Source organism: Pseudomonas sp. Leaf15 (assembly GCF_001421425.1).
GTDB lineage: Bacteria > Pseudomonadota > Gammaproteobacteria > Pseudomonadales > Pseudomonadaceae > Aquipseudomonas > Aquipseudomonas salomonii.
Genome location: NZ_LMKI01000005.1, coordinates 104,409 through 121,424, shown reverse-complemented (window position 1 = coordinate 121,424; position 17,016 = coordinate 104,409). Strand labels below are relative to the sequence as shown.

The 17,016-nt window shown below is 61.0% G+C and carries 17 protein-coding genes; 7 read left to right on the top strand and 10 right to left on the bottom strand.

The annotated features are described in order from the left end of the window. The first annotated feature begins 110 nt into the window (after window positions 1–110). Window positions 111–1,055 (top strand): LysR family transcriptional regulator, encoded by a 945-nt coding sequence (locus tag ASE80_RS06260; RefSeq protein ID WP_056858150.1) that lies wholly within the window; start codon window positions 111–113, stop codon window positions 1,053–1,055. Between the two features lie 190 nt (window positions 1,056–1,245). Beyond that, window positions 1,246–2,853: an alkaline phosphatase family protein gene (locus ASE80_RS06255; RefSeq protein WP_056858149.1), complete on the top strand. Its 1,608-nt coding sequence runs from the start codon at window positions 1,246–1,248 to the stop codon at window positions 2,851–2,853. Between the two features lie 56 nt (window positions 2,854–2,909). Here the strand turns inward: ASE80_RS06255 and ASE80_RS06250 are convergent, their stop codons facing one another. Continuing rightward, window positions 2,910–3,815 carry a TauD/TfdA dioxygenase family protein gene (locus ASE80_RS06250; protein WP_056858148.1) on the bottom strand — a complete coding sequence of 302 codons (906 nt, stop codon included), beginning with the start codon at window positions 3,813–3,815 and terminating at the stop codon, window positions 2,910–2,912. 181 nt (window positions 3,816–3,996) lie between these two features. On the opposite strand from ASE80_RS06250, the gene ASE80_RS06245 reads away from it, so the two are divergent. After that, entirely contained in the window at window positions 3,997–4,917 is a 921-nt protein-coding gene (locus ASE80_RS06245) for a LysR family transcriptional regulator (RefSeq protein WP_056858147.1), read from the top strand. Between the two features lie 30 nt (window positions 4,918–4,947). Here the strand turns inward: ASE80_RS06245 and ASE80_RS06240 are convergent, their stop codons facing one another. Beyond that, window positions 4,948–5,949 (bottom strand): ABC transporter substrate-binding protein, encoded by a 1,002-nt coding sequence (locus tag ASE80_RS06240; protein ID WP_056858146.1) that lies wholly within the window; start codon window positions 5,947–5,949, stop codon window positions 4,948–4,950. A 279-nt stretch (window positions 5,950–6,228) separates the two neighbouring features. Here ASE80_RS06240 and ASE80_RS06235 point away from each other — a divergent pair, with 279 nt between their 5' ends. Both ASE80_RS06235 and ASE80_RS06230 read left to right on the top strand, forming a co-directional pair. Then, complete coding sequence (locus tag ASE80_RS06235; protein ID WP_056858145.1) at window positions 6,229–7,815, top strand: ABC transporter permease; 1,587 nt, start codon at window positions 6,229–6,231, stop codon at window positions 7,813–7,815. Continuing rightward, complete coding sequence (locus tag ASE80_RS06230; RefSeq protein WP_056858144.1) at window positions 7,812–8,627, top strand: ABC transporter ATP-binding protein; 816 nt, start codon at window positions 7,812–7,814, stop codon at window positions 8,625–8,627. The genes ASE80_RS06235 and ASE80_RS06230 overlap by 4 nt, the downstream gene beginning before the upstream one ends. Here ASE80_RS06230 and ASE80_RS06225 read toward each other — a convergent pair. Next, complete coding sequence (locus tag ASE80_RS06225) at window positions 8,614–9,684, bottom strand: fatty acid desaturase (protein ID WP_056858143.1); 1,071 nt, start codon at window positions 9,682–9,684, stop codon at window positions 8,614–8,616. The two genes, ASE80_RS06230 and ASE80_RS06225, sit on opposite strands and share 14 nt — an antisense overlap. Window positions 9,685–9,785: 101 nt before the next feature. Here ASE80_RS06225 and ASE80_RS06220 point away from each other — a divergent pair, with 101 nt between their 5' ends. Then, the gene (locus ASE80_RS06220; protein WP_056858142.1) at window positions 9,786–10,790 is read left to right on the top strand and encodes an AraC family transcriptional regulator; all 1,005 of its coding nucleotides are present in this window, start codon (window positions 9,786–9,788) and stop codon (window positions 10,788–10,790) included. 84 nt (window positions 10,791–10,874) lie between these two features. Here ASE80_RS06220 and ASE80_RS06215 read toward each other — a convergent pair whose 3' ends face one another. Next, a complete protein-coding gene (locus ASE80_RS06215; RefSeq protein ID WP_056858141.1) occupies window positions 10,875–11,234 on the bottom strand; it encodes a response regulator in 360 nt (119 codons plus the stop codon). 38 nt (window positions 11,235–11,272) lie between these two features. Continuing rightward, window positions 11,273–11,959, bottom strand: coding sequence for a Crp/Fnr family transcriptional regulator (locus ASE80_RS06210; RefSeq protein WP_056858140.1), 687 nt, complete (start codon window positions 11,957–11,959; stop codon window positions 11,273–11,275). 83 nt (window positions 11,960–12,042) lie between these two features. Between ASE80_RS06210 and ASE80_RS06205 the strand changes: the two genes are divergently transcribed. Continuing rightward, complete coding sequence (locus ASE80_RS06205; protein WP_056858139.1) at window positions 12,043–12,570, top strand: Mpo1 family 2-hydroxy fatty acid dioxygenase; 528 nt, start codon at window positions 12,043–12,045, stop codon at window positions 12,568–12,570. 126 nt (window positions 12,571–12,696) lie between these two features. On the opposite strand, the gene ASE80_RS06200 is transcribed toward ASE80_RS06205, so the two are convergent. From ASE80_RS06200 to oscA, 5 genes are all read right to left on the bottom strand, one after another. Further along, window positions 12,697–13,677: a sulfate/molybdate ABC transporter ATP-binding protein gene (locus ASE80_RS06200; RefSeq protein ID WP_056858138.1), complete on the bottom strand. Its 981-nt coding sequence runs from the start codon at window positions 13,675–13,677 to the stop codon at window positions 12,697–12,699. A 3-nt stretch (window positions 13,678–13,680) separates the two neighbouring features. After that, the gene (cysW, locus tag ASE80_RS06195; protein WP_056858137.1) at window positions 13,681–14,553 is read right to left on the bottom strand and encodes a sulfate ABC transporter permease subunit CysW; all 873 of its coding nucleotides are present in this window, start codon (window positions 14,551–14,553) and stop codon (window positions 13,681–13,683) included. A 13-nt stretch (window positions 14,554–14,566) separates the two neighbouring features. Then, window positions 14,567–15,385: a sulfate ABC transporter permease subunit CysT gene (gene cysT, locus ASE80_RS06190; protein ID WP_056858136.1), complete on the bottom strand. Its 819-nt coding sequence runs from the start codon at window positions 15,383–15,385 to the stop codon at window positions 14,567–14,569. A gap of 200 nt (window positions 15,386–15,585) precedes the next feature. Next, complete coding sequence (locus tag ASE80_RS06185; RefSeq protein ID WP_003170959.1) at window positions 15,586–16,596, bottom strand: sulfate ABC transporter substrate-binding protein; 1,011 nt, start codon at window positions 16,594–16,596, stop codon at window positions 15,586–15,588. Window positions 16,597–16,671: 75 nt separating this feature from the next. Then, window positions 16,672–16,854, bottom strand: a complete 183-nt coding sequence (gene oscA / locus ASE80_RS06180) for a sulfur starvation response protein OscA (RefSeq protein WP_003170956.1) — start codon at window positions 16,852–16,854, stop codon at window positions 16,672–16,674. Between the last annotated feature and the right edge of the window lie 162 nt (window positions 16,855–17,016).

Genomic DNA, 17,016 nt, shown 5'->3' with positions numbered 1-17,016 from the left:
AAGTTATTTATTTATGTTTTATCGAACATTTACTGCATAAGAGATAGCCTTTATAAGGAGTCGACCTAATGCATAGCCAATGCATTTCCCGGATATTTTTGATGTGAAAAATGCATATCGACTTACGCCAACTTCGTCACTTCATTGCCCTTGCCGAACAACGCAGTTTTGTCGCGGCGGCGTTGGCCGTGAACCTGTCGCAGTCGGCGTTCAGTCGCAGCATCCAGGCGCTGGAACACAGTGCCGGTTGCCAACTGGTGGACCGTGGGCGCAAGGACCTGGCGCCGACCAAGCAAGGCCAGGTGCTGCTCGAACATGCACGGCGCCTGGTCAGCGGCGCGCAGCAACTGGCCAACGAGATCAGCCAGTTCAATGGCCTGGAAGCCGGTGAACTGCGCTTCGGCTGCGGCCCGGCGCCCGCTTCCGGGTTGATTCCGCGTGCCATAGGCAGTTTTATCGGGCGCTACCCCAAGGCCCGCGTGCAGTTCCAGGTGGATGACTGGCAAAGTTTGAGCAAACGCCTGCTCAGCGAAGAGTTCGAGTTTTTCGTCGCCGACACCCGCCACTTCGAAGCCAACCCGGACTACCACACCCACCGCCTGCGCGCACGGCGCTGGTACTTCTGCTGCCGCGCCGGGCACCCGCTGGCCGAGCGCAAAAGCGTCAGCGCCGCCGAGCTGATGAGCTACCCGCTGGCGGTGACGATTCGCCCGCCGAACCTGCGAAAAGTGATCGTCGACCTCAGCGGCCGGCCGGATTACCTGCCCAACGTGGAGTGTGAAAACGGCTACAGCCTGATGGGAGTGGTGCTGCGCTCGGATGCGATCGGCATCGTCAGCGCCAACAGCGATGTGCTGCACATGGCCCGGGGTGAGTTGGTGTGTTTGAAGATTGATGGGCTGGCTGAGGACTTGGAAGAGCGCTATACCCGCTACGGGATTGTCAGTCGGGCGGGGTATCGGCTGTCGCCGTTGGCGGAGGCGATGATTGAGCAGATCAAGCAGATCGATGAGCTGGATGAGGATGTGTGTGCCTTGGAAAATCTCGCCGTCTGAGCGGGCGTTATCGCAGGCAAGCCAGCTCCCACAGGGGAACGCATTTCAACTGTGGGAGCTGGCTTGCCTGCGATAGCGCCGGTAGCAACACCCATGCATTCCCTGCATAAAACCCAGTCCTCAAATGCACTTGCCAGCACACCACTTGAACAGCGAAAACCTTCACCTGTCCTCAGTCCGGTGAAGCCTCATGTCCAACTCCCAACCCGTGCGTAACGTGCTGTACATCATGTGCGATCAACTGCGCCGCGATTACCTGTCGTGCTACGGCCACGCGCATTTGCACACGCCGAATATTGACCGCCTCGCCGCCGCCGGCGTGCGTTTCAGCCGCGCCTACACCCAGGGCACCATTTGCGGGCCATCGCGGATGTCGGCGTACACCGGGCGCTATGTCAGCAGCCATCAGGTGGCCTGGAACGCGGTGCCGCTGCCCTTGGAAGAGCTGACCATCGGCGACTACCTGCGCCCCCACGGCATCCGCACCGCGCTGGTGGGCAAGACCCACGCCACGCCAAACCTGGAGGCCCTGCAGCGCCTGAATATCGACCCTGAAAGCCCGCAGGCCGAGCCCTTCAATGAGGTGGGTTTCGACGCATATCTGCGCCATGACGGCATCTACCCCGACAGCCCGCTGTTCGCAGAAAAACGCGAGTCCGCGCCCTACACCCAGTACCTGCGCGAGCACGGCTACGACGGCACCAACCCTTGGCATGAATGGGCCAACGCCGCCGCCGGCGAAAACGGTGAGGTACTCAGCGGCTGGCATATGCGCAACGCCGGGCTGCCTGCGCGGGTAGCCGAGCAGCATTCGGAGACCGTCTACACCACCGACCGCGCCATCGACTTTATCGCTGAACAAGGCGAGCAGCCGTGGTGTTTGCACCTGTCGTACATCAAGCCGCACTGGCCTTACATCGCGCCGGCGCCGTACCACGCGCTGTATGGCGCGGAGCATATCCAGGCGCCGATTCAGCCCGCGCACACCAGTGATCATCCGGTCTACCAGGCGTTCCGTCAGCATCAGGAGAGCGTGAATTTTTCCCGTGATGAAGTGCGGCTCACGGTGATCCCGACCTACATGGGCCTGATCAAACAAGTCGATGATCAACTCGGGCGGCTGTTCGATGTTCTGCAAAGCAACGGCCGCTGGGACGACACGCTGATCGTGTTCACCAGTGACCATGGCGACTTCCTCGGCGACCACTTCCTGGGCGAAAAAGAGTTTCTGCTGGAGCCTGCGGTGGGCATTCCGCTGATCGTGCGCGACCCGCGTGCCAGTGCCGATATCAGCCGGGGCACGGTGGATGAGCGCCTGGTGGAAACCATCGACGCCCTGCCAACGTTCCTCGATGCCCTGGGCTTGCCCGCCGCAGACCATCGCCTGGAAGGCCGCTCGCTGATCCCGCTGTTGCACGGCGAATCGATCACCTGGCGCAATTACGCCATCGCTGAATATGACTATGCCTTCCAGGCTCCCGCCCGCGAGAGGCTGGCGCAGCCTATCGACCGCTGCCGCATGACCATGGTGCGCAGTGAGCGTTGGAAATACCTGGCCTATGACGGCTTTCGTCCACAGCTGTTTGACCTGGAAAATGACCCGCAGGAAGTGCAGGACTTGGGCGAAGACCCGGCGTATGCGGCGGTGCGCGAGACGCACTTGGGGTATTTGTTCGAATGGCTGCGTGGGTTGAAGCGGCGTACGACCATCAGTCATGCGGAGGTTGATTCGCGTGGCCAATGGTTCCGGTACGGTGAGCCGGAAGCGGAAAAAGTAGTGAAAATCGGCGTCTGGTAAACACACAAAAAACTAATGTGGGAGCTGGCTCCCACATTGTTTAATCTCCAACCGGTTTAGAGGCCTTTGGTGGTCTGGCTGCGCTGCCCTTGCACACTCACCGGCACATCGCCCTTGAGCGTGACCCGACGCACGATGCGTTCCTGAGTGCCGTAGTCATCCACCGCGTAATGCTGAGTCGCGCGGTTGTCCCAGATCGCCACGTCGCCAGTGTTCCAGCGCCAGCGCACGGTGTTTTCCAGGCGGGTGACGTGGCCTTGCAGCAGGTTGAATAGCTGCGCCGACTCCGTCTGGGAATAGCCTTTCAGGCGTTTGACGAAGTGGCCCAGCAGCAAGGTTTTTTCGCCGCTGACCGGGTGTACACGCACCACGGGGTGCTCGGTTTCATACACGGTGGAAGTAAAGATTTTGCGGTATTCCTCAAGCTTTTCCGGCGACACATCCGGCTTGCGCCCGGCGTAGTCGTACTCGTTGCTGTGCACGGCCCACAGGTTGTCGGCGAGTGCGCGCAGGTCGGCGCTGAGGTCGTTGTAGGCGGCGGCCGTATTGGCCCACACCGTGTCGCCACCGGATTTTGGCGCCAACACCGAACGCAGGATCGAGGCTTTCGGGTAGGCATCGACGAAGGTCACGTCGGTGTGCCAGGAATTGGCGCGCTGGCCACGGGCACCGTCCAGTTCCAACAGGAAGCGCGTGCCGTCGCGCACCGGCACCGTGGGGTGTGCGATCGGCTCGCCGAGCAGGTGCGCAAAGGCTTCCTGGCTCTGGTCATCGAGGTGGGTTTGCTCGCGGAAGAAGATCACTTTGTACTGCACCAGCGCTTGCTGGATGGCCTCGACGGTGGCGGCATCCAGGTCACCGGAGAGTTTGATGCCACGGATCTCGGCGCCGATGCGGCCGGCCACCGGGTGGATGTCGAGCGCCTGGGCGACGGGTTGAACAGCTAATGCGGCGTTGCTCATTGTGATGACCCTCATGTGCCTGCTGATGGTGGGATGCTTTCCTGCAACGCTCTATTCATATGCAATTTAGATCTAGCAAATGAATCAATGCTTCGTTGACGGAATAAGAGCTTGCATTTAAAACCTCAGCTCCCACGGTCGCAAATGCCTTCGACCTATTTTTCAAATGCCGGGAAAGCATATGGATCTTCGCCAACTTCGGTACTTCATCGCCCTCAACGAACACCGCAGTTTCGTGCGCGCCGCCGACGCCATGGGCATCACCCAACCGGCGTTCAGCCGCAGCATCCAGGGGCTCGAACAGGAGTTCGGCTGCGTGCTGGTCGACCGTGGCCACAAGGACTTGCGGCCCACGCCAGAGGGCCAGGTGGTGCTGCAACATGCCTTGACCCTGGTGCACGGCGCCGCGCTGCTGAGCAGTGAAGTTACGCGCATGACCAAGCTCGACGCCGGCGACCTGCGCTTCGGTTGCGGCCCGGCGCCAGCGGTAAAACTGGTGCCGGATGCAGTGGCGCGTTTTATCGGCGCGCACCCGAAAATCCGCACCAGTTTCCAGGTGGATAACTGGGAAAAACTCAGCCGCGCCTTGAGCCGCGAAGAGATCGAATTCTTTATCGCCGACATCCGCCAGTTCGAGGCCGACCCGAACTTCCAGACCCGCGCATTGACGCCCAAACGCGGCGTATTTTTCTGCCGCCCAGGCCACCCGTTACTGGCCAAGGACAGCCTGTCGACCAACGACATGTTCGACTACCCGCTGGCCTCGCCGCTGATCTCTCAGGGCATTCGTAAACTGCTGGCAAACCTGAGCGGGCGCATGGATTTTTCACCCAGCATTCAGACTGAACACTTCCCGGCGCTGGTAAAAATCGTGCTGCAATCGAATGCCATCGGCGTGGGCACCGAGGAAGCCTTTGCCGAGGACATCGCAAAGGGTTCGCTGGTGCTGCTGCACTGGCGCAACCTGCCGCAGAACATGGAGACCATGAGTGCGCGGTGCGGGATTGTCAGCCGCACGGGGTCGAGGTTGTCGCCGGCGGCGAAGGCGATGATCGAGACGCTGGTGGAGGTCGACAGGCAGGAGGTGAGTGTGGCGGTTTGACGGGCCTCATCGCAGGCACCAAAAAAGACCTCAGAGGCCCGCAGCGGCCAGGTTCGGCGCCACCCAGTCACTCACCTGAAACGACTTGCGAATCAAGCGCTCCTTGGACGCCAAGTCCACCGCGCCCTGCAACTTGCCCAGGAACACCGGATCCAGGGTCGACGGAAAAATCTCGCTGAGATGCTGGTCTTTCAAGTCGTTGGTCAGGATCACCGGTGGATAACTGGCACGCCCCGACACCAACTCGATGTAGGCCTGCTTGTTGCTGTCGGTGGTCAACCACTGCACCGCTTGCTGCTGGGCCTTGAGCAACTTGGCCACCGCATCAGGGTGTTCGTCGACAAACTGTTTGCTGCCCACCAGCACCGCCTGGATGCTGCCGGCACCGCCGAGGTCCTTGGTGGTGAGCGGTATTTCCGCCAGCCCTTTGGCCTGCAACGCCGTCAGGTTCGAACCGCCCCAGGTCGCATCAATCTGCTTGGCGGCCAATGCCGCGCCCGCCGCGTTGAAATCCAGGTTGATGACCTTCAGGTCCTTTTCATTCAAGCCCTGGCTGGCCAATGCACTGTCGAACGACAACTGGCTGGCCGTGCCACGGAACACCGCCACACGTTTGCCCTTGAGATCTTTCAAAGTCTTGATCCCCGAGCCCGGCACCACGCCCAGGTACTGCTTGATGTCGCGCGCGGTGGCGCTGAGCAAACGCGTGTCCAGCCCATTGGAGCGACCGATGATCGCCGCCAGATCGCCCAGGTAGGCCAGGTCTACCTGGCCATTGGCGAAGGCTTCATTGATCACGGGACCGGCGCCCTTGAAGTAATTCCACTGAATCTTGATGCCTTGATCGGCAAAGGCTTTTTCGAAGATCTGCTGCTCGCGCAACACATCCGTTATACCGCCGCCGCTGTGCTGGCTGCCGGCACTCAGGTCAGGCACGGCGATGCGGATTTCCTTGAGGTCGGCAGCGTGCACCAACCCGGCCAGGGCGGTGCCCGCGAACAGGCTGATCAAACGTTTGAAGGGCAGTTTCATAAGCGCAGCTCCTGGTGGGCGACGGTCGCCTGGGGAGCAGAAAGTAGGCATAGCCCGAGCAAAACTTTAAATACTATAAATTCACAATTTAATAGCTTTTTGGACTATGCGAGCAGAAACGCTGGCTCCAGCGGCGTATGCATAAACAGCATCAAAAATATTCTTCGAATGCATTGGATGCGTGTCGGACAGAGGCTTTAAATGATTTTTCTTATCTCACAATCATCTTGATTCCATTTTTATAAGATCGAAATAACATAACGCCGAGGGAGGTCCACCATGGCCCGCACTTCACAGTTGAGCCTGCCTCTTTCAGCCTCCATGCCGCGCTGGCCCTTGCTCGGTGAGCGTCTGCTGCCCTGGCTGTTGCCGCTGGCACTGTTCGGGCTGTGGTGGTTGGCCAGCCGTCATCAGTGGATGAGCGAACAAATTTTGCCCGCACCTTCACTGGTGTGGAGCAGCGCCATGGAACTGGCCGGCGGCGAGTTATGGAGCAACCTGGCGATCAGCTTGCAGCGTTTGTTCTGGGGGCTGCTGGCCGGTATCGGCGCGGGGGCTGTATTGGGTGCGCTATTGGGTTTCAGCGCGCGCGCCGAACGCCTGGTGTTCCCGACCTTCAGCGCGTTGTCGCAAGTGCCGACCCTGGCCTGGATCCCGTTGTTCATGGTGTTTTTCGGCATCGGCGAAACCTTGAAACTGGTGGTGCTGGTGAAGGCGATTGTGGTGCCCGTCACCTTGCACACATTGGTCGGCGTGCGTGACGCGCAACCCAACCTGCGTGAAGCCGCCCGCGTGCTGCGCCTGCCCACTCACCTGCTGATTCGTCGGTTGATACTGCCCGCTGCATTGCCGGCCTTCATGGCCGGTGTGCGCCTGGCGCTGGCGGCGGGCTGGACCTCGTTGCTGGCCGTGGAGCTGCTGGCGTCCAGCGAAGGCATCGGCTACCTGATGGTCTGGGCACGCCAGTTGTTCATGCTCGATATTGTCTTCGTGTGCATCGTGGTCATCGGCGTGTTGGGCGTGGTGATGGATCGCGGCATCGGCTGGCTGGACCGCAAATGGGTGCACTGGCCGCACCCGGCCACCGCGCAGATTCGCCGCGGCCCGCGTTATGAGGGGTGGCAACGCCTGCAACCGTGGTTGTTGCCGCTGCTGTTGCTGGCGTTGTGGCAGGTGGCGACGGATCACGCTTGGGTGGACCCCAATATTCTGGTCAGCCCATGGGCCGTGCTGCAAACCACCGCCGCCGGCGTGCTGGATGGCAGCCTGTCCGGCGCCTTGGGCAAAAGCCTCGGCCGCACGCTGGGAGGCTTGTTGCTCGGCGGCAGCCTGGGATTTGCCATGGGTTTGTGGCTGGGTTTGTCGCGACGCAGCGAGCGAGTGCTCGGGCCGACCCTGGCCGCACTGCGCCAGATCGCAATTTTCGCCTGGGTGCCATTACTCACCGCCTGGTTCGGCCTGGGTGAATTGGCCAAGTGGGTGTTTATCGCCCTGGCGGCGTTTTTTCCGCTGTTTATCGCCACGCAGCGCAGCGTGTTGAACCTGTCGCCACAGCTGCGCGAAGCCGCGCAAGTGCTGCGCCTGAACCTGTTCCAGCGCCTGCGCCGCCTGGTGCTGCCGGGCGCGGCGGCGGGGATCTTCGCCGGCCTGCGCCTGAGCCTGATCTATGCCTGGCTGGGCACCATCGGCGCGGAATATTTCATGCCGTCCAATGGCGGCATCGGCAGCCTGATGATCGGCGCCCAACAGTTGCTGCGCATGGACCTGATCATGAGCGGCATGCTGCTGGTCGGCCTTACCGGCGCCACGCTCAACCTTATCGGCCAACGCATCGAAACCCGCGCCACGCGCTGGAGACACGCATGAACGCACCTATCGTCAGCTTCAACCATGTGGGCAAGACCTTTGACGTCGACGGCTTTGAGCTGGAGGCGATTCGCGAATTCAACCTGGACATTGCCGAAGGCGAGTTCGTGGCGATTGTAGGCTCCAGCGGCTGTGGAAAATCTACCCTGCTGCGCCTGCTGGTGGGGCTGGACACGCAGTTTCGCGGAGAGATCCGAGTGGATGGCAAAGCTGTCAGCGGCATCGGCGGCGAGCGAGGCATCGTGTTCCAGGAGCATCGTTTGTTCCCCTGGCTGACCGTCGCAGAAAACATCGGCCTGGGCCTGGTCAACGAGCCGTTGAGCGAGGCCGAGCGCAACCGTCGCATCGGTGACTTTATCGAATTGGTGGGCCTTACCGACTTTACCCGCGCTTATCCGCATCAGCTGTCCGGCGGCATGGCGCAGCGTGTGGCTATCGCCCGTGGCCTGGTGGCCAGCCCGCGCATTCTGTTGCTCGACGAGCCGTTCGGCGCCCTCGACGCGCTGACACGCCAGCAAATGCAGGACGAGCTATTGGCCATTCGCGCCCGCGCCAAAATCACCACGGTGCTGGTGACCCACGATGTGGAAGAAGCGATTTTCCTCGCTGACCGCGTGGTGGTGATGGAGCCGCGACCCGGGCGGATCAAGCAGGTGGTGGACATCGCCCTGCCCCATCCGCGCCAGCGCAGCAGCTTCGAGTTCCACCAACTGCGCGAAGAGCTGCTGCATGAGCTGATCAGCGACGACCACTATCAGCCGCCGCTGCGCGAACAGATTCGCGACCTGCCGCTGGCGTTTATTGCTTGCTGAACGCCAATTCGGCGTCCGGCCGTTCCTGGCGCTCCAGCCGATTGGCGCGGGCAAACGTGCCGATATCATTGAAGCGCACGCCCATCTCGCGCATCACCGGGTGGGCGACCTTGGCGGTCATCTGACGGATGTAGAACGGCTCCTTCACCACAAAATGGTGGATGCCGTGAGTGCTGCCGAAGTTGAAGCAGAACGCCTGCAACGGCCACATCCACCACGGGTTGAGCACCTGGGTTTGCTGGATCACGTTGCCCAGTTCCACATCACCGTAATAGTGCATGTTGGAGCTGACAAAATGCAGGCAAAAAGTGCGCAGCACGTTGGGGCCGATGATCACCACGGCGGCAATATCAATCACCTGCATCATCTGCAAGGTACCGGCGGACCACTGGATTGGCGCACCCATCAGGCTGGCGATGCCATTGGCGGCATGAAAGCCCAGGAACACATACCACGCGCCCCAATGCAGCAGCGCCAGCGGTGCGTACACCAGCAGCGAGCGCTTGAGAATCTTGAGTTTGTGACGCCAGGTTTTGGCGCGCAGCATGCGGATAAACGCCGACATCACGTTATCGCCCACCATCAGCAACCGCGCGACCCCCCAGGGCTCGCCATTGGTGATGGCGCGTTCTTCCATATCGGTTTCGGTGCCGGACACCTTGTGGTGGTTAAGGTGCAAGTGCCGACGAATCCACGGGTTGATGGTGCTCGGCCGCGCCAGCCACACCAGGCCCATCATCAGGTTGTGCGGCACACGTTGCTTGCGAAAATACATGCTGTGGATCAGGTCGTGTTCCAGCTCGTGGGTCAGTGAAGCGAGGAAGGCATTGAGCAGCAGGCACACCCACCAGGCCATATGGCCGGTGATATAGAGCGTCGCCGAACCGAGCATGCCGAGCAAGGCAAAGGCCAGGATCCCGGTGCCCAACGCGTCCTGATGCAGCAGCCAGGGGTGCTGTTGGCGCAACCGCACGCCTTCGGCGAGTACCACTTCGCGGATTTTTGCCGAGCGCTGTTGCGCGTTCATCTGTTGGGGACTTGCAGAAGTACCGTCCATGCTCCCATCCTCTTGTTCAGTGATACGTCCATCCTGCCCCACGCGATCGGGCGGGACGCTAGCCCCGGACGCCAACCTGTTGACCGCAAGCGCCAATCACCATGACTGAACCCACCTCCCTCGCCAGCTGGACCCGCGCCCTGCGCAAGCAGCTCGACGCCCTGAACCTGGACAGCGCCGCGCTGTGCATCGAGGCCGGGCTCGACCCGCAGCAGATGGACGACCCCAATGCGCGTTACCCGCTGTCGGCCACCACGCGTCTGTGGGCGCTGGCAGTGCAGGCCAGTGGCGACCCGGCGATCGGCTTGCGCGTGTCGCGGTTTGTGAGCCCGACCACCTTTCATGCGCTGGGTTATGCGCTGGTGGCCAGCGGCAGCTTGCGTGAGGTGTTCGAGCGCATCGTGCGGTATCACCAGGTGGTCAGCGATGCGCTGACGCTGGAGCTTAGCGGAGATGGCGAGCGTTACCGCTTTCGTCTGCTGCGACCTGCGGACAGTCCGGCACCCGCGCTGGAAGCGATTGATGCGTTTGCAGCGATCTATGTGCGCACCTGCCGTAATCGCCTGGGCCGTGACTACGCGCCGTTGGCGGTGTACCTGCGGCGGCCGGAACCGGCGGATCCAAAACCCTGGCACACGGTCTTTCGCGCACCGGTGTTTTTCGCTGCCGAGGAGGACCGTCTTGAATTTTCCGCCCAGGACTTCGACAGCCACCTGGACGACGCCAACCCCGAGTTGGCCGAGCACAATGAAACCGTGCTCAAGCGCACCCTGGCCCAACTGCAACCGCTGACTTGGGAGCGCAAGGTGCGCGCGGCCATCGAGGCACAACTGCCCGAGGGTGAGCCGAGCGCCGAGCGCATCGCCCAGGCCTTGCACCTGAGCCTGCGCAGCCTGCAGCGGCATCTGGCGGATGAAGGCTGTCGGTTTGATGCGTTGCTCAACGAGTGCCGCGAGAACCTGGCACTGCTGCACTTGCGCGATCCGCACTGCTCATTGGCCGAGATCAGTTATTTGCTTGGGTTTGCCGATACCAGCAGTTTCAGCCGAGCGTTCAAGCGCTGGACGGGGATGACGCCGGGGCAGTTTCGCGACGGGCTGCGTTAGGTAGGGCCTCATCGCAGGCAAGCTAGCTCCCACAGGGGAATGCATTTCAACTGTGGGAGCTGGCTTGCCTGCGATAGCGGTGGCTCAGCGACCACGCCGCAAGAGTTTTTTCACCCGCGCCACCAGCACTTTGGCATCAAACGGCTTGAGCAAATAATCATCCTCATGCAGTTCCAACCCACGCAAGCGGTCTTCAATCCCGCCCGGCGTGGTCAGGAACAACATCGGCGTCTCACCCTTCAACCGGATCGCCTGCTGCAACTTCCAGGCATTCAGGCCCGGCAGCATGACATCCAGGATCACCAGGTCGTACTCAGCGCTTTCAACCAGGCGCAACGCCGCCATGCCATTGGCCGCGACTTCGACGCTGTAACTGGCCTCGTTCAAGCCCTGGGCCATCCGCTGTGCCTCTTCGGATTCATGTTCCACTAACAGCACGCGCATAACACACCTCGATTAATCAGGTTTGCAGGCTAACACCCTCAGGTGTGCGCCGCCTCACGCAGTCGCCGGGCATCGAGGATTTCGATCTCGCCATAGCCCAGGCGCACGACGCCTTGGGCCTGCAGGTCTTTGAGCAAGGCGTTGGTGGTCTGGCGTGACAGGCTCAACATGGCGGCCAGGTCTTCCTGGGGCAGTTGCAGCACGTTTTTTGAAGACTCGGCCTCGCCGTAACCCTCAACGATCATCAACAACCGATGCGCCAGGCGCACCGAGGCCGGCATCAGGCTCAGTTGCTCGATATTGATAAAACTCAGGCGCAGCTTCTGGCTCATCAATAACGCCAGATCACGCCAGTACTGCGGGTGTTCATTGAGGATATTCAGCAGCGCCTGTTGCGGCACCTGCAACAACGTGCACGGGCCAACGGCGCAGGCGTCGTGGGTGCGGGGCAGGCCATCGAACAGGCAAATTTCACCCAGCCAAAAGGGTGATTCCACCAGGCTCAACAGTGCCTCCTTGCCGTGCTCATTCACCGCGCTGATGCGCAAGGCGCCGTCGAGCACCGCGTACAGGCCACAGGGCGGGTCGCCACGCTTGAACAGGGTTTGCCCCGCCGCCAGCTGCCGCTGTCGGGCGTGGGCCAGCAGGCTATGCTGAAAAGGCGCAGGCAGGTGGCTGAACCAGTGGCCGGTGGCCAAGCGAGTACGCCATTTCTCTGTGTCCATGAGCACTCCGAAGATTGTCGCCCAGTTGACAGTCAATCCCAGGCTGGCAGGGCATGATCAAGCATCCTACAGGAGGAACAACAATGAAAAGCCTCGTCGACCACCTCAGCCAATACGCCGCCTACCACCGCGACCCGCGCAATATCGCCAGCCACTTTGTCGGCATCCCGTTGATCGTCGTCGCCGTGGCGGTGCTGTTGTCGCGCCCCGAATGGGCCGTCGGCAGCCTGTGGATATCTCCGGCGGTGGTACTCGCGTTGTTGTCGGCGTGGTTTTATCTGCGCCTGGAACTGGCGCTGGGCGTGCTGATGACGGTGCTGATGGGCTTGTCGGTGTGGGCCGGGCATGCGCTGGCGGCGCAAAGCACACTGGTGTGGCTGAGCAGCGGCATCGGGATGTTTGTGGTGGGTTGGGTGATTCAGTTTGTCGGGCACTATTACGAAGGCAGGAAGCCGGCGTTTGTGGACGATGTGTCGGGATTGATTGTGGGGCCGTTGTTTGTGGTGGCGGAGTTGGCGTTTGGGCTGGGGTTGCGGCATGACCTTAAAGAGCAGATTGAGGCGCGGTCTGGCCCGGTAGAACGCCGCGATCTAAAGCCGAGCAAGATCTGAATGTGGGAGCTGGCTTGCCTGCGATACAGGCACCTCGGTGTATCAGTCACACCGTAGTGATGCTATCGCAGGCAAGCCAGCTCCCACATGATCGTTCCCACGCAGAGCGTGGGAACGATCGGAGGGTCAGGCTTTTTGCCAGACCTTGGGTTTGAAGAACAAGGTCTCGCCACGCGCCAGACCCGTCAGGCTGTCGTGGTCTTTGACCACTTCGGCCTCGATCAGCTCGCTTTGGCCTTCGACCTTCAGCGTCACCCGCGTGGTGGCGCCGAGCGGGCGAATATCACGCACTTGCGCCGCGTGGTGGTCTTCCAGCTCGTGGCGTGACAGCGACACTTCATGCGGGCGGAACAGCACGTGCTTGTCTTCGCCCACGTGCAGGCGGTTGGAATCACCCAGGAAGTGATAGACAAAATCGCTGGCCGGGTTTTCGTAGACTTCGCCCGGTGAGCCGATCTGCTCGATCACACCCTTGTTCATCACCACGATACGGTCGGCTACCTCCATGGCCTCTTCCTGGTCGTGGGTCACGAACACGGAGGTGAGGTTGATGTCTTCGTGCAGGCGCGCCAGCCAGCGGCGCAGCTCTTTACGCACCTTGGCGTCGAGGGCGCCGAAGGGTTCGTCCAGCAACAGCACTTTGGGCTCCACCGCCAGAGCGCGCGCCAGGGCAATACGCTGGCGCTGGCCGCCGGAGAGTTGTTCCGGGTAGCGATCCGACAGCCAATCGAGCTGCACCATGTTCAGCAATTCATGCACCTTGACCGCGATCTGGCTTTCGCTCGGGCGCTGGTTTTTCGGCTTCATGCGCAGGCCGAAGGCAACGTTGTCGAACACGGTCATGTGGCGGAACAACGCGTAGTGCTGGAACACAAAGCCGACGTTGCGATCACGCACGTCGTGGCCGGACACGTCTTCACCATGGAACACGATGCTGCCGGCGTCCGGGGTTTCCAGGCCTGCAATGATGCGCAGCAAGGTGGTCTTGCCGCAGCCGGACGGGCCCAGCAACGCCACCAGCTCGCCACTCTGGATGTCCAGATTGATGCTGTTCAGGGCCTTGAAGGCGTTGAAGTTCTTGCTGACATTACGGACTTCGATCGACATGACTTATTCCTCACCGGCGCTGTTGCGCAGGCGGTTGATACGGTTCTCGCTCCACTGCTTGAGCAGCAGGATGAAGAGCGCCAGGATCAGCAACAGGCTCGCGACGGCAAACGCGGCGACATGGTTGTATTCGTTGTAGAGGATCTCGACGTGCAGCGGCAAGGTGTTGGTCACCCCGCGAATGTGGCCGGACACCACCGACACCGCGCCGAACTCACCCATCGCCCGCGCGGTACACAGCACCACGCCGTAGATCAGGCCCCACTTGATGTTCGGCACGGTCACATGCCAGAACATCTGCCAGCCGTTGGCGCCCAGCAGGCGTGCAGCTTCTTCTTCCTGGGTGCCCTGCTCCTGCATCAGCGGGATCAGTTCACGGGCCACGAACGGCACCGTCACGAAGATGGTCGCCAGCACAATGCCCGGCAGGGCAAACACGATCTGGATGTCATGGTCTTGCAGCCACGGGCCGAAGAAGCCCTGGGCGCCGAACATCAGCACATAGACCAGGCCCGCGATCACCGGCGACACCGAGAACGGCAGGTCGATCAGCGTGACCAGAATGCTCTTGCCACGGAACGAGTACTTGCTCACACACCATGCGGCGCTGACGCCAAACACCAGGTTGAGCGGCACCGAAATCACCACGGCGATCACCGTGAGCTTGAGTGCCGACAGCGCGTCCGGCTCAAGGATCGCCGCGAAGAACGCGCCGAGGCCGTTCTTCAAGCCCTGGGACACCACGATAAACAGCGGCAGCAGCAGGAACAGCGCGAACACCAGCCAGCCAAGTGTGATCAGGATGCGACGCGACACCGCGCTGCCACGACGGGCAGCGTTGGCCGAGGACGCAGCGGAAATAGACGATTGGGACATGTTCCGCGCCTCCTTATGGGGTTTCGATGCGCCGCTGCAGCAAGTTGATCAGCAGCAGCAGAACAAAGGAAACCACCAGCATCATCACGCCGATGGCGGTGGCGCCGGTGTAGTCGTATTGGTCGAGCTTGACCATGATCAGCAACGGCAGAATCTCGGTTTTCATCGGCATGTTGCCGGCGATGAAGATCACCGAGCCGTACTCACCCACCCCACGGGCAAACGCCAGCGCGAAGCCGGTCAGCCAGGCGGGCAGCAATGCGGGTACGAGGATGTAGCGGAACACTTGCAAGGGTTTGGCGCCCAGGCACGCGGCGGCTTCTTCGATCTCACGCGGGATGTCGGCCAGCACCGGCTGCACCGTGCGCACCACGAAGGGCAAGGTGACGAAGGTCAGTGCGAGGGTGATGCCGAGTGGGGTGTAGGCGATTTTAAAGCCCAGGTCGGTTGCGAACTGCCCGACCAGACCGGCCGGAGCGTACAACGCGGTGAGCGCGATACCGGCCACGGCGGTCGGCAGGGCAAACGGCAAGTCGATCATTGCATCGATGATCTTGCGACCGGGGAAGGTGTAACGCACCAGCACCCAGGCCAGCAGTGTGCCGATCACGCCGTTGATGATCGCCGCGACGAACGCGGTGCCGAAGCTCAGTTTTAACGCCGCCAGCACCCGCGGTGCGGTAATGATGGCCCAGAACTGATCCCAAGTGAGTTGAGCGGCGTGTACAAACATCGCCGCCAGGGGGATGAGTACGATCAGGCTGAGGTACACCACGGTGTAGCCCAGCGTCAGCCCGAAGCCGGGTATGACGGGGGAAATACGACGCGACATAAGAGTCCTTGGTTAGCGGGTAGATACCACTGCAGGAGCGAGCTTTCTGTGGGGGCTGGTTCTACTGTGGGAGCCGGGCTTGCCCGCGATGCAGGCACCTCGGTGTGTCAGACACACTGCGGTGATGCTATCGCAGGCAAGCCAGCTCCCACACAAGCCCAGCGCCTACAGAAAGTCAGGCTCCTACAGTTTAATTTGGCTTACTGCGCCGTGTAGATCTGGTCGAACACGCCACCGTCGTTAAAGAATTTCGGTTGGGCAGTTTTCCAGCCGCCGAAGTCTTTGTCGATAGTCACCAGGTCCAGTTTCGGGAACTGCTGGGCGTATTTGGCGGCCACTTTTGCATCGCGTGGGCGGTAGAAGTTCTTCGCCGCAATCTCCTGGCCAGCCGGGCTGTACAGGTGCTTGAGGTATTCGGTGGCGATCTCGGTATTGCCCTTTTTCTCGGCGTTTTTGTCGACCACGGCAACCGGCGGCTCCGCGAGGATCGACAGGGACGGCACGACGATATCGAACTTGTCGGCACCGCCGTCTTCTTTAAGTGCCAGGAATGCCTCGTTTTCCCAGGCCAGCAACACGTCACCCTGACCGTTGTTGACGAAGGTGATGGTCGAACCGCGAGCGCCGGTGTCGAGGATCGGCACGTGCTTGAACAGCTCTTTTACGTATTCCTGGGCCTTGGCTTCGCTGCCGCCGGATTTGAGGCCGTAGGCCCACGCGGCGAGGAAGTTCCAGCGCGCACCGCCGGAGGTTTTCGGGTTAGGCGTGATAACGGAAACGTCTTTTTTGATCAGGTCGCCCCAGTCCTTGATGCCTTTAGGGTTGCCCTTGCGCACCAGGAACACGATGGTCGAGGTGTACGGGGTGCTCGCATCCGGCAGGCGGGTTTGCCAGTTTTCCGGCAGGGTTTTGCCCAGTTTGGCGATTTCGTCGATGTCGCCGGCCAGGGCCAGGGTCACTACGTCGGCGCGCAGGCCGTCGATCACCGCCCGGCCTTGTTTGCCCGAGCCACCGTGGGATTGCTGGATCTTGACGTTGTCGCCAGGGTGGGACTGTTTCCAGTAGCTGGTGAACTCAGCGTTGTAGTCCTGGTACAGCTCACGGGTCGGGTCATACGAGACGTTGAGCAACTCGTAGTCCTTGGCAACGGCGGAACCGGCAAACACGGCGCTGGCCAGTGCAGCCAGGGCATAACGGCGAATCGACGACATAGAAGCTCCTGAAAATTCTTGGGTGTTGGCTTTTTCTTATAGTTGCGGGTCTAGCATGCGAATCGCCGTCGGTGCTTAGCTCGGTTTGTTACCGGGGTTCTGCAAACGGAATTTTTCCTTGCGTTCGATCTGTACCACTTGGGCGTTATGCACAGTGATTTCCACCGCGCCAAACCGCAGGTCGCGCAAGGCGCTCTGGATCTCACGCAAAATGGCTGCTTCGTCCTGGCCGTCGACGCTACGTAGAGATGCGCTCATGGTCTCGCTCCTGAAATAAATAGTGCCTGGCAGTGGCGGCACTGCTTGCGGCGTGAGGGCGATAGTAGATAAGCGCGGATATTCTTAAAAATACTATTTAAGAATGTTTATATAACCAGAAAGAATTTTCTGACAGGACGTGGGGTTGCGAAGGTTTTGGCC

Excerpts from the sequence above, each read along its gene's own strand:
- ASE80_RS06225 (WP_056858143.1), bottom strand. The coding sequence starts at position 9,684 with ATGGACGGTACTTCTGCAAGTCCCCAACAGATGAACGCGCAACAGCGC.
- ASE80_RS06220 (WP_056858142.1), top strand. The coding sequence starts at position 9,786 with ATGACTGAACCCACCTCCCTCGCCAGCTGGACCCGCGCCCTGCGCAAG.
- ASE80_RS06200 (WP_056858138.1), bottom strand. The coding sequence starts at position 13,677 with ATGTCGATCGAAGTCCGTAATGTCAGCAAGAACTTCAACGCCTTCAAG.
- ASE80_RS06250 (WP_056858148.1), bottom strand. The coding sequence starts at position 3,815 with ATGAGCAACGCCGCATTAGCTGTTCAACCCGTCGCCCAGGCGCTCGAC.
- ASE80_RS06210 (WP_056858140.1), bottom strand. The coding sequence starts at position 11,959 with ATGGACACAGAGAAATGGCGTACTCGCTTGGCCACCGGCCACTGGTTC.
- cysW (WP_056858137.1), bottom strand. The coding sequence starts at position 14,553 with ATGTCCCAATCGTCTATTTCCGCTGCGTCCTCGGCCAACGCTGCCCGT.
- ASE80_RS06245 (WP_056858147.1), top strand. The coding sequence starts at position 3,997 with ATGGATCTTCGCCAACTTCGGTACTTCATCGCCCTCAACGAACACCGC.
- ASE80_RS06260 (WP_056858150.1), top strand. The coding sequence starts at position 111 with ATGCATATCGACTTACGCCAACTTCGTCACTTCATTGCCCTTGCCGAA.
- ASE80_RS06205 (WP_056858139.1), top strand. The coding sequence starts at position 12,043 with ATGAAAAGCCTCGTCGACCACCTCAGCCAATACGCCGCCTACCACCGC.
- ASE80_RS06185 (WP_003170959.1), bottom strand. The coding sequence starts at position 16,596 with ATGTCGTCGATTCGCCGTTATGCCCTGGCTGCACTGGCCAGCGCCGTG.
- ASE80_RS06255 (WP_056858149.1), top strand. The coding sequence starts at position 1,246 with ATGTCCAACTCCCAACCCGTGCGTAACGTGCTGTACATCATGTGCGAT.
- ASE80_RS06240 (WP_056858146.1), bottom strand. The coding sequence starts at position 5,949 with ATGAAACTGCCCTTCAAACGTTTGATCAGCCTGTTCGCGGGCACCGCC.
- ASE80_RS06235 (WP_056858145.1), top strand. The coding sequence starts at position 6,229 with ATGGCCCGCACTTCACAGTTGAGCCTGCCTCTTTCAGCCTCCATGCCG.
- cysT (WP_056858136.1), bottom strand. The coding sequence starts at position 15,385 with ATGTCGCGTCGTATTTCCCCCGTCATACCCGGCTTCGGGCTGACGCTG.
- ASE80_RS06215 (WP_056858141.1), bottom strand. The coding sequence starts at position 11,234 with ATGCGCGTGCTGTTAGTGGAACATGAATCCGAAGAGGCACAGCGGATG.
- ASE80_RS06230 (WP_056858144.1), top strand. The coding sequence starts at position 7,812 with ATGAACGCACCTATCGTCAGCTTCAACCATGTGGGCAAGACCTTTGAC.
- oscA (WP_003170956.1), bottom strand. The coding sequence starts at position 16,854 with ATGAGCGCATCTCTACGTAGCGTCGACGGCCAGGACGAAGCAGCCATT.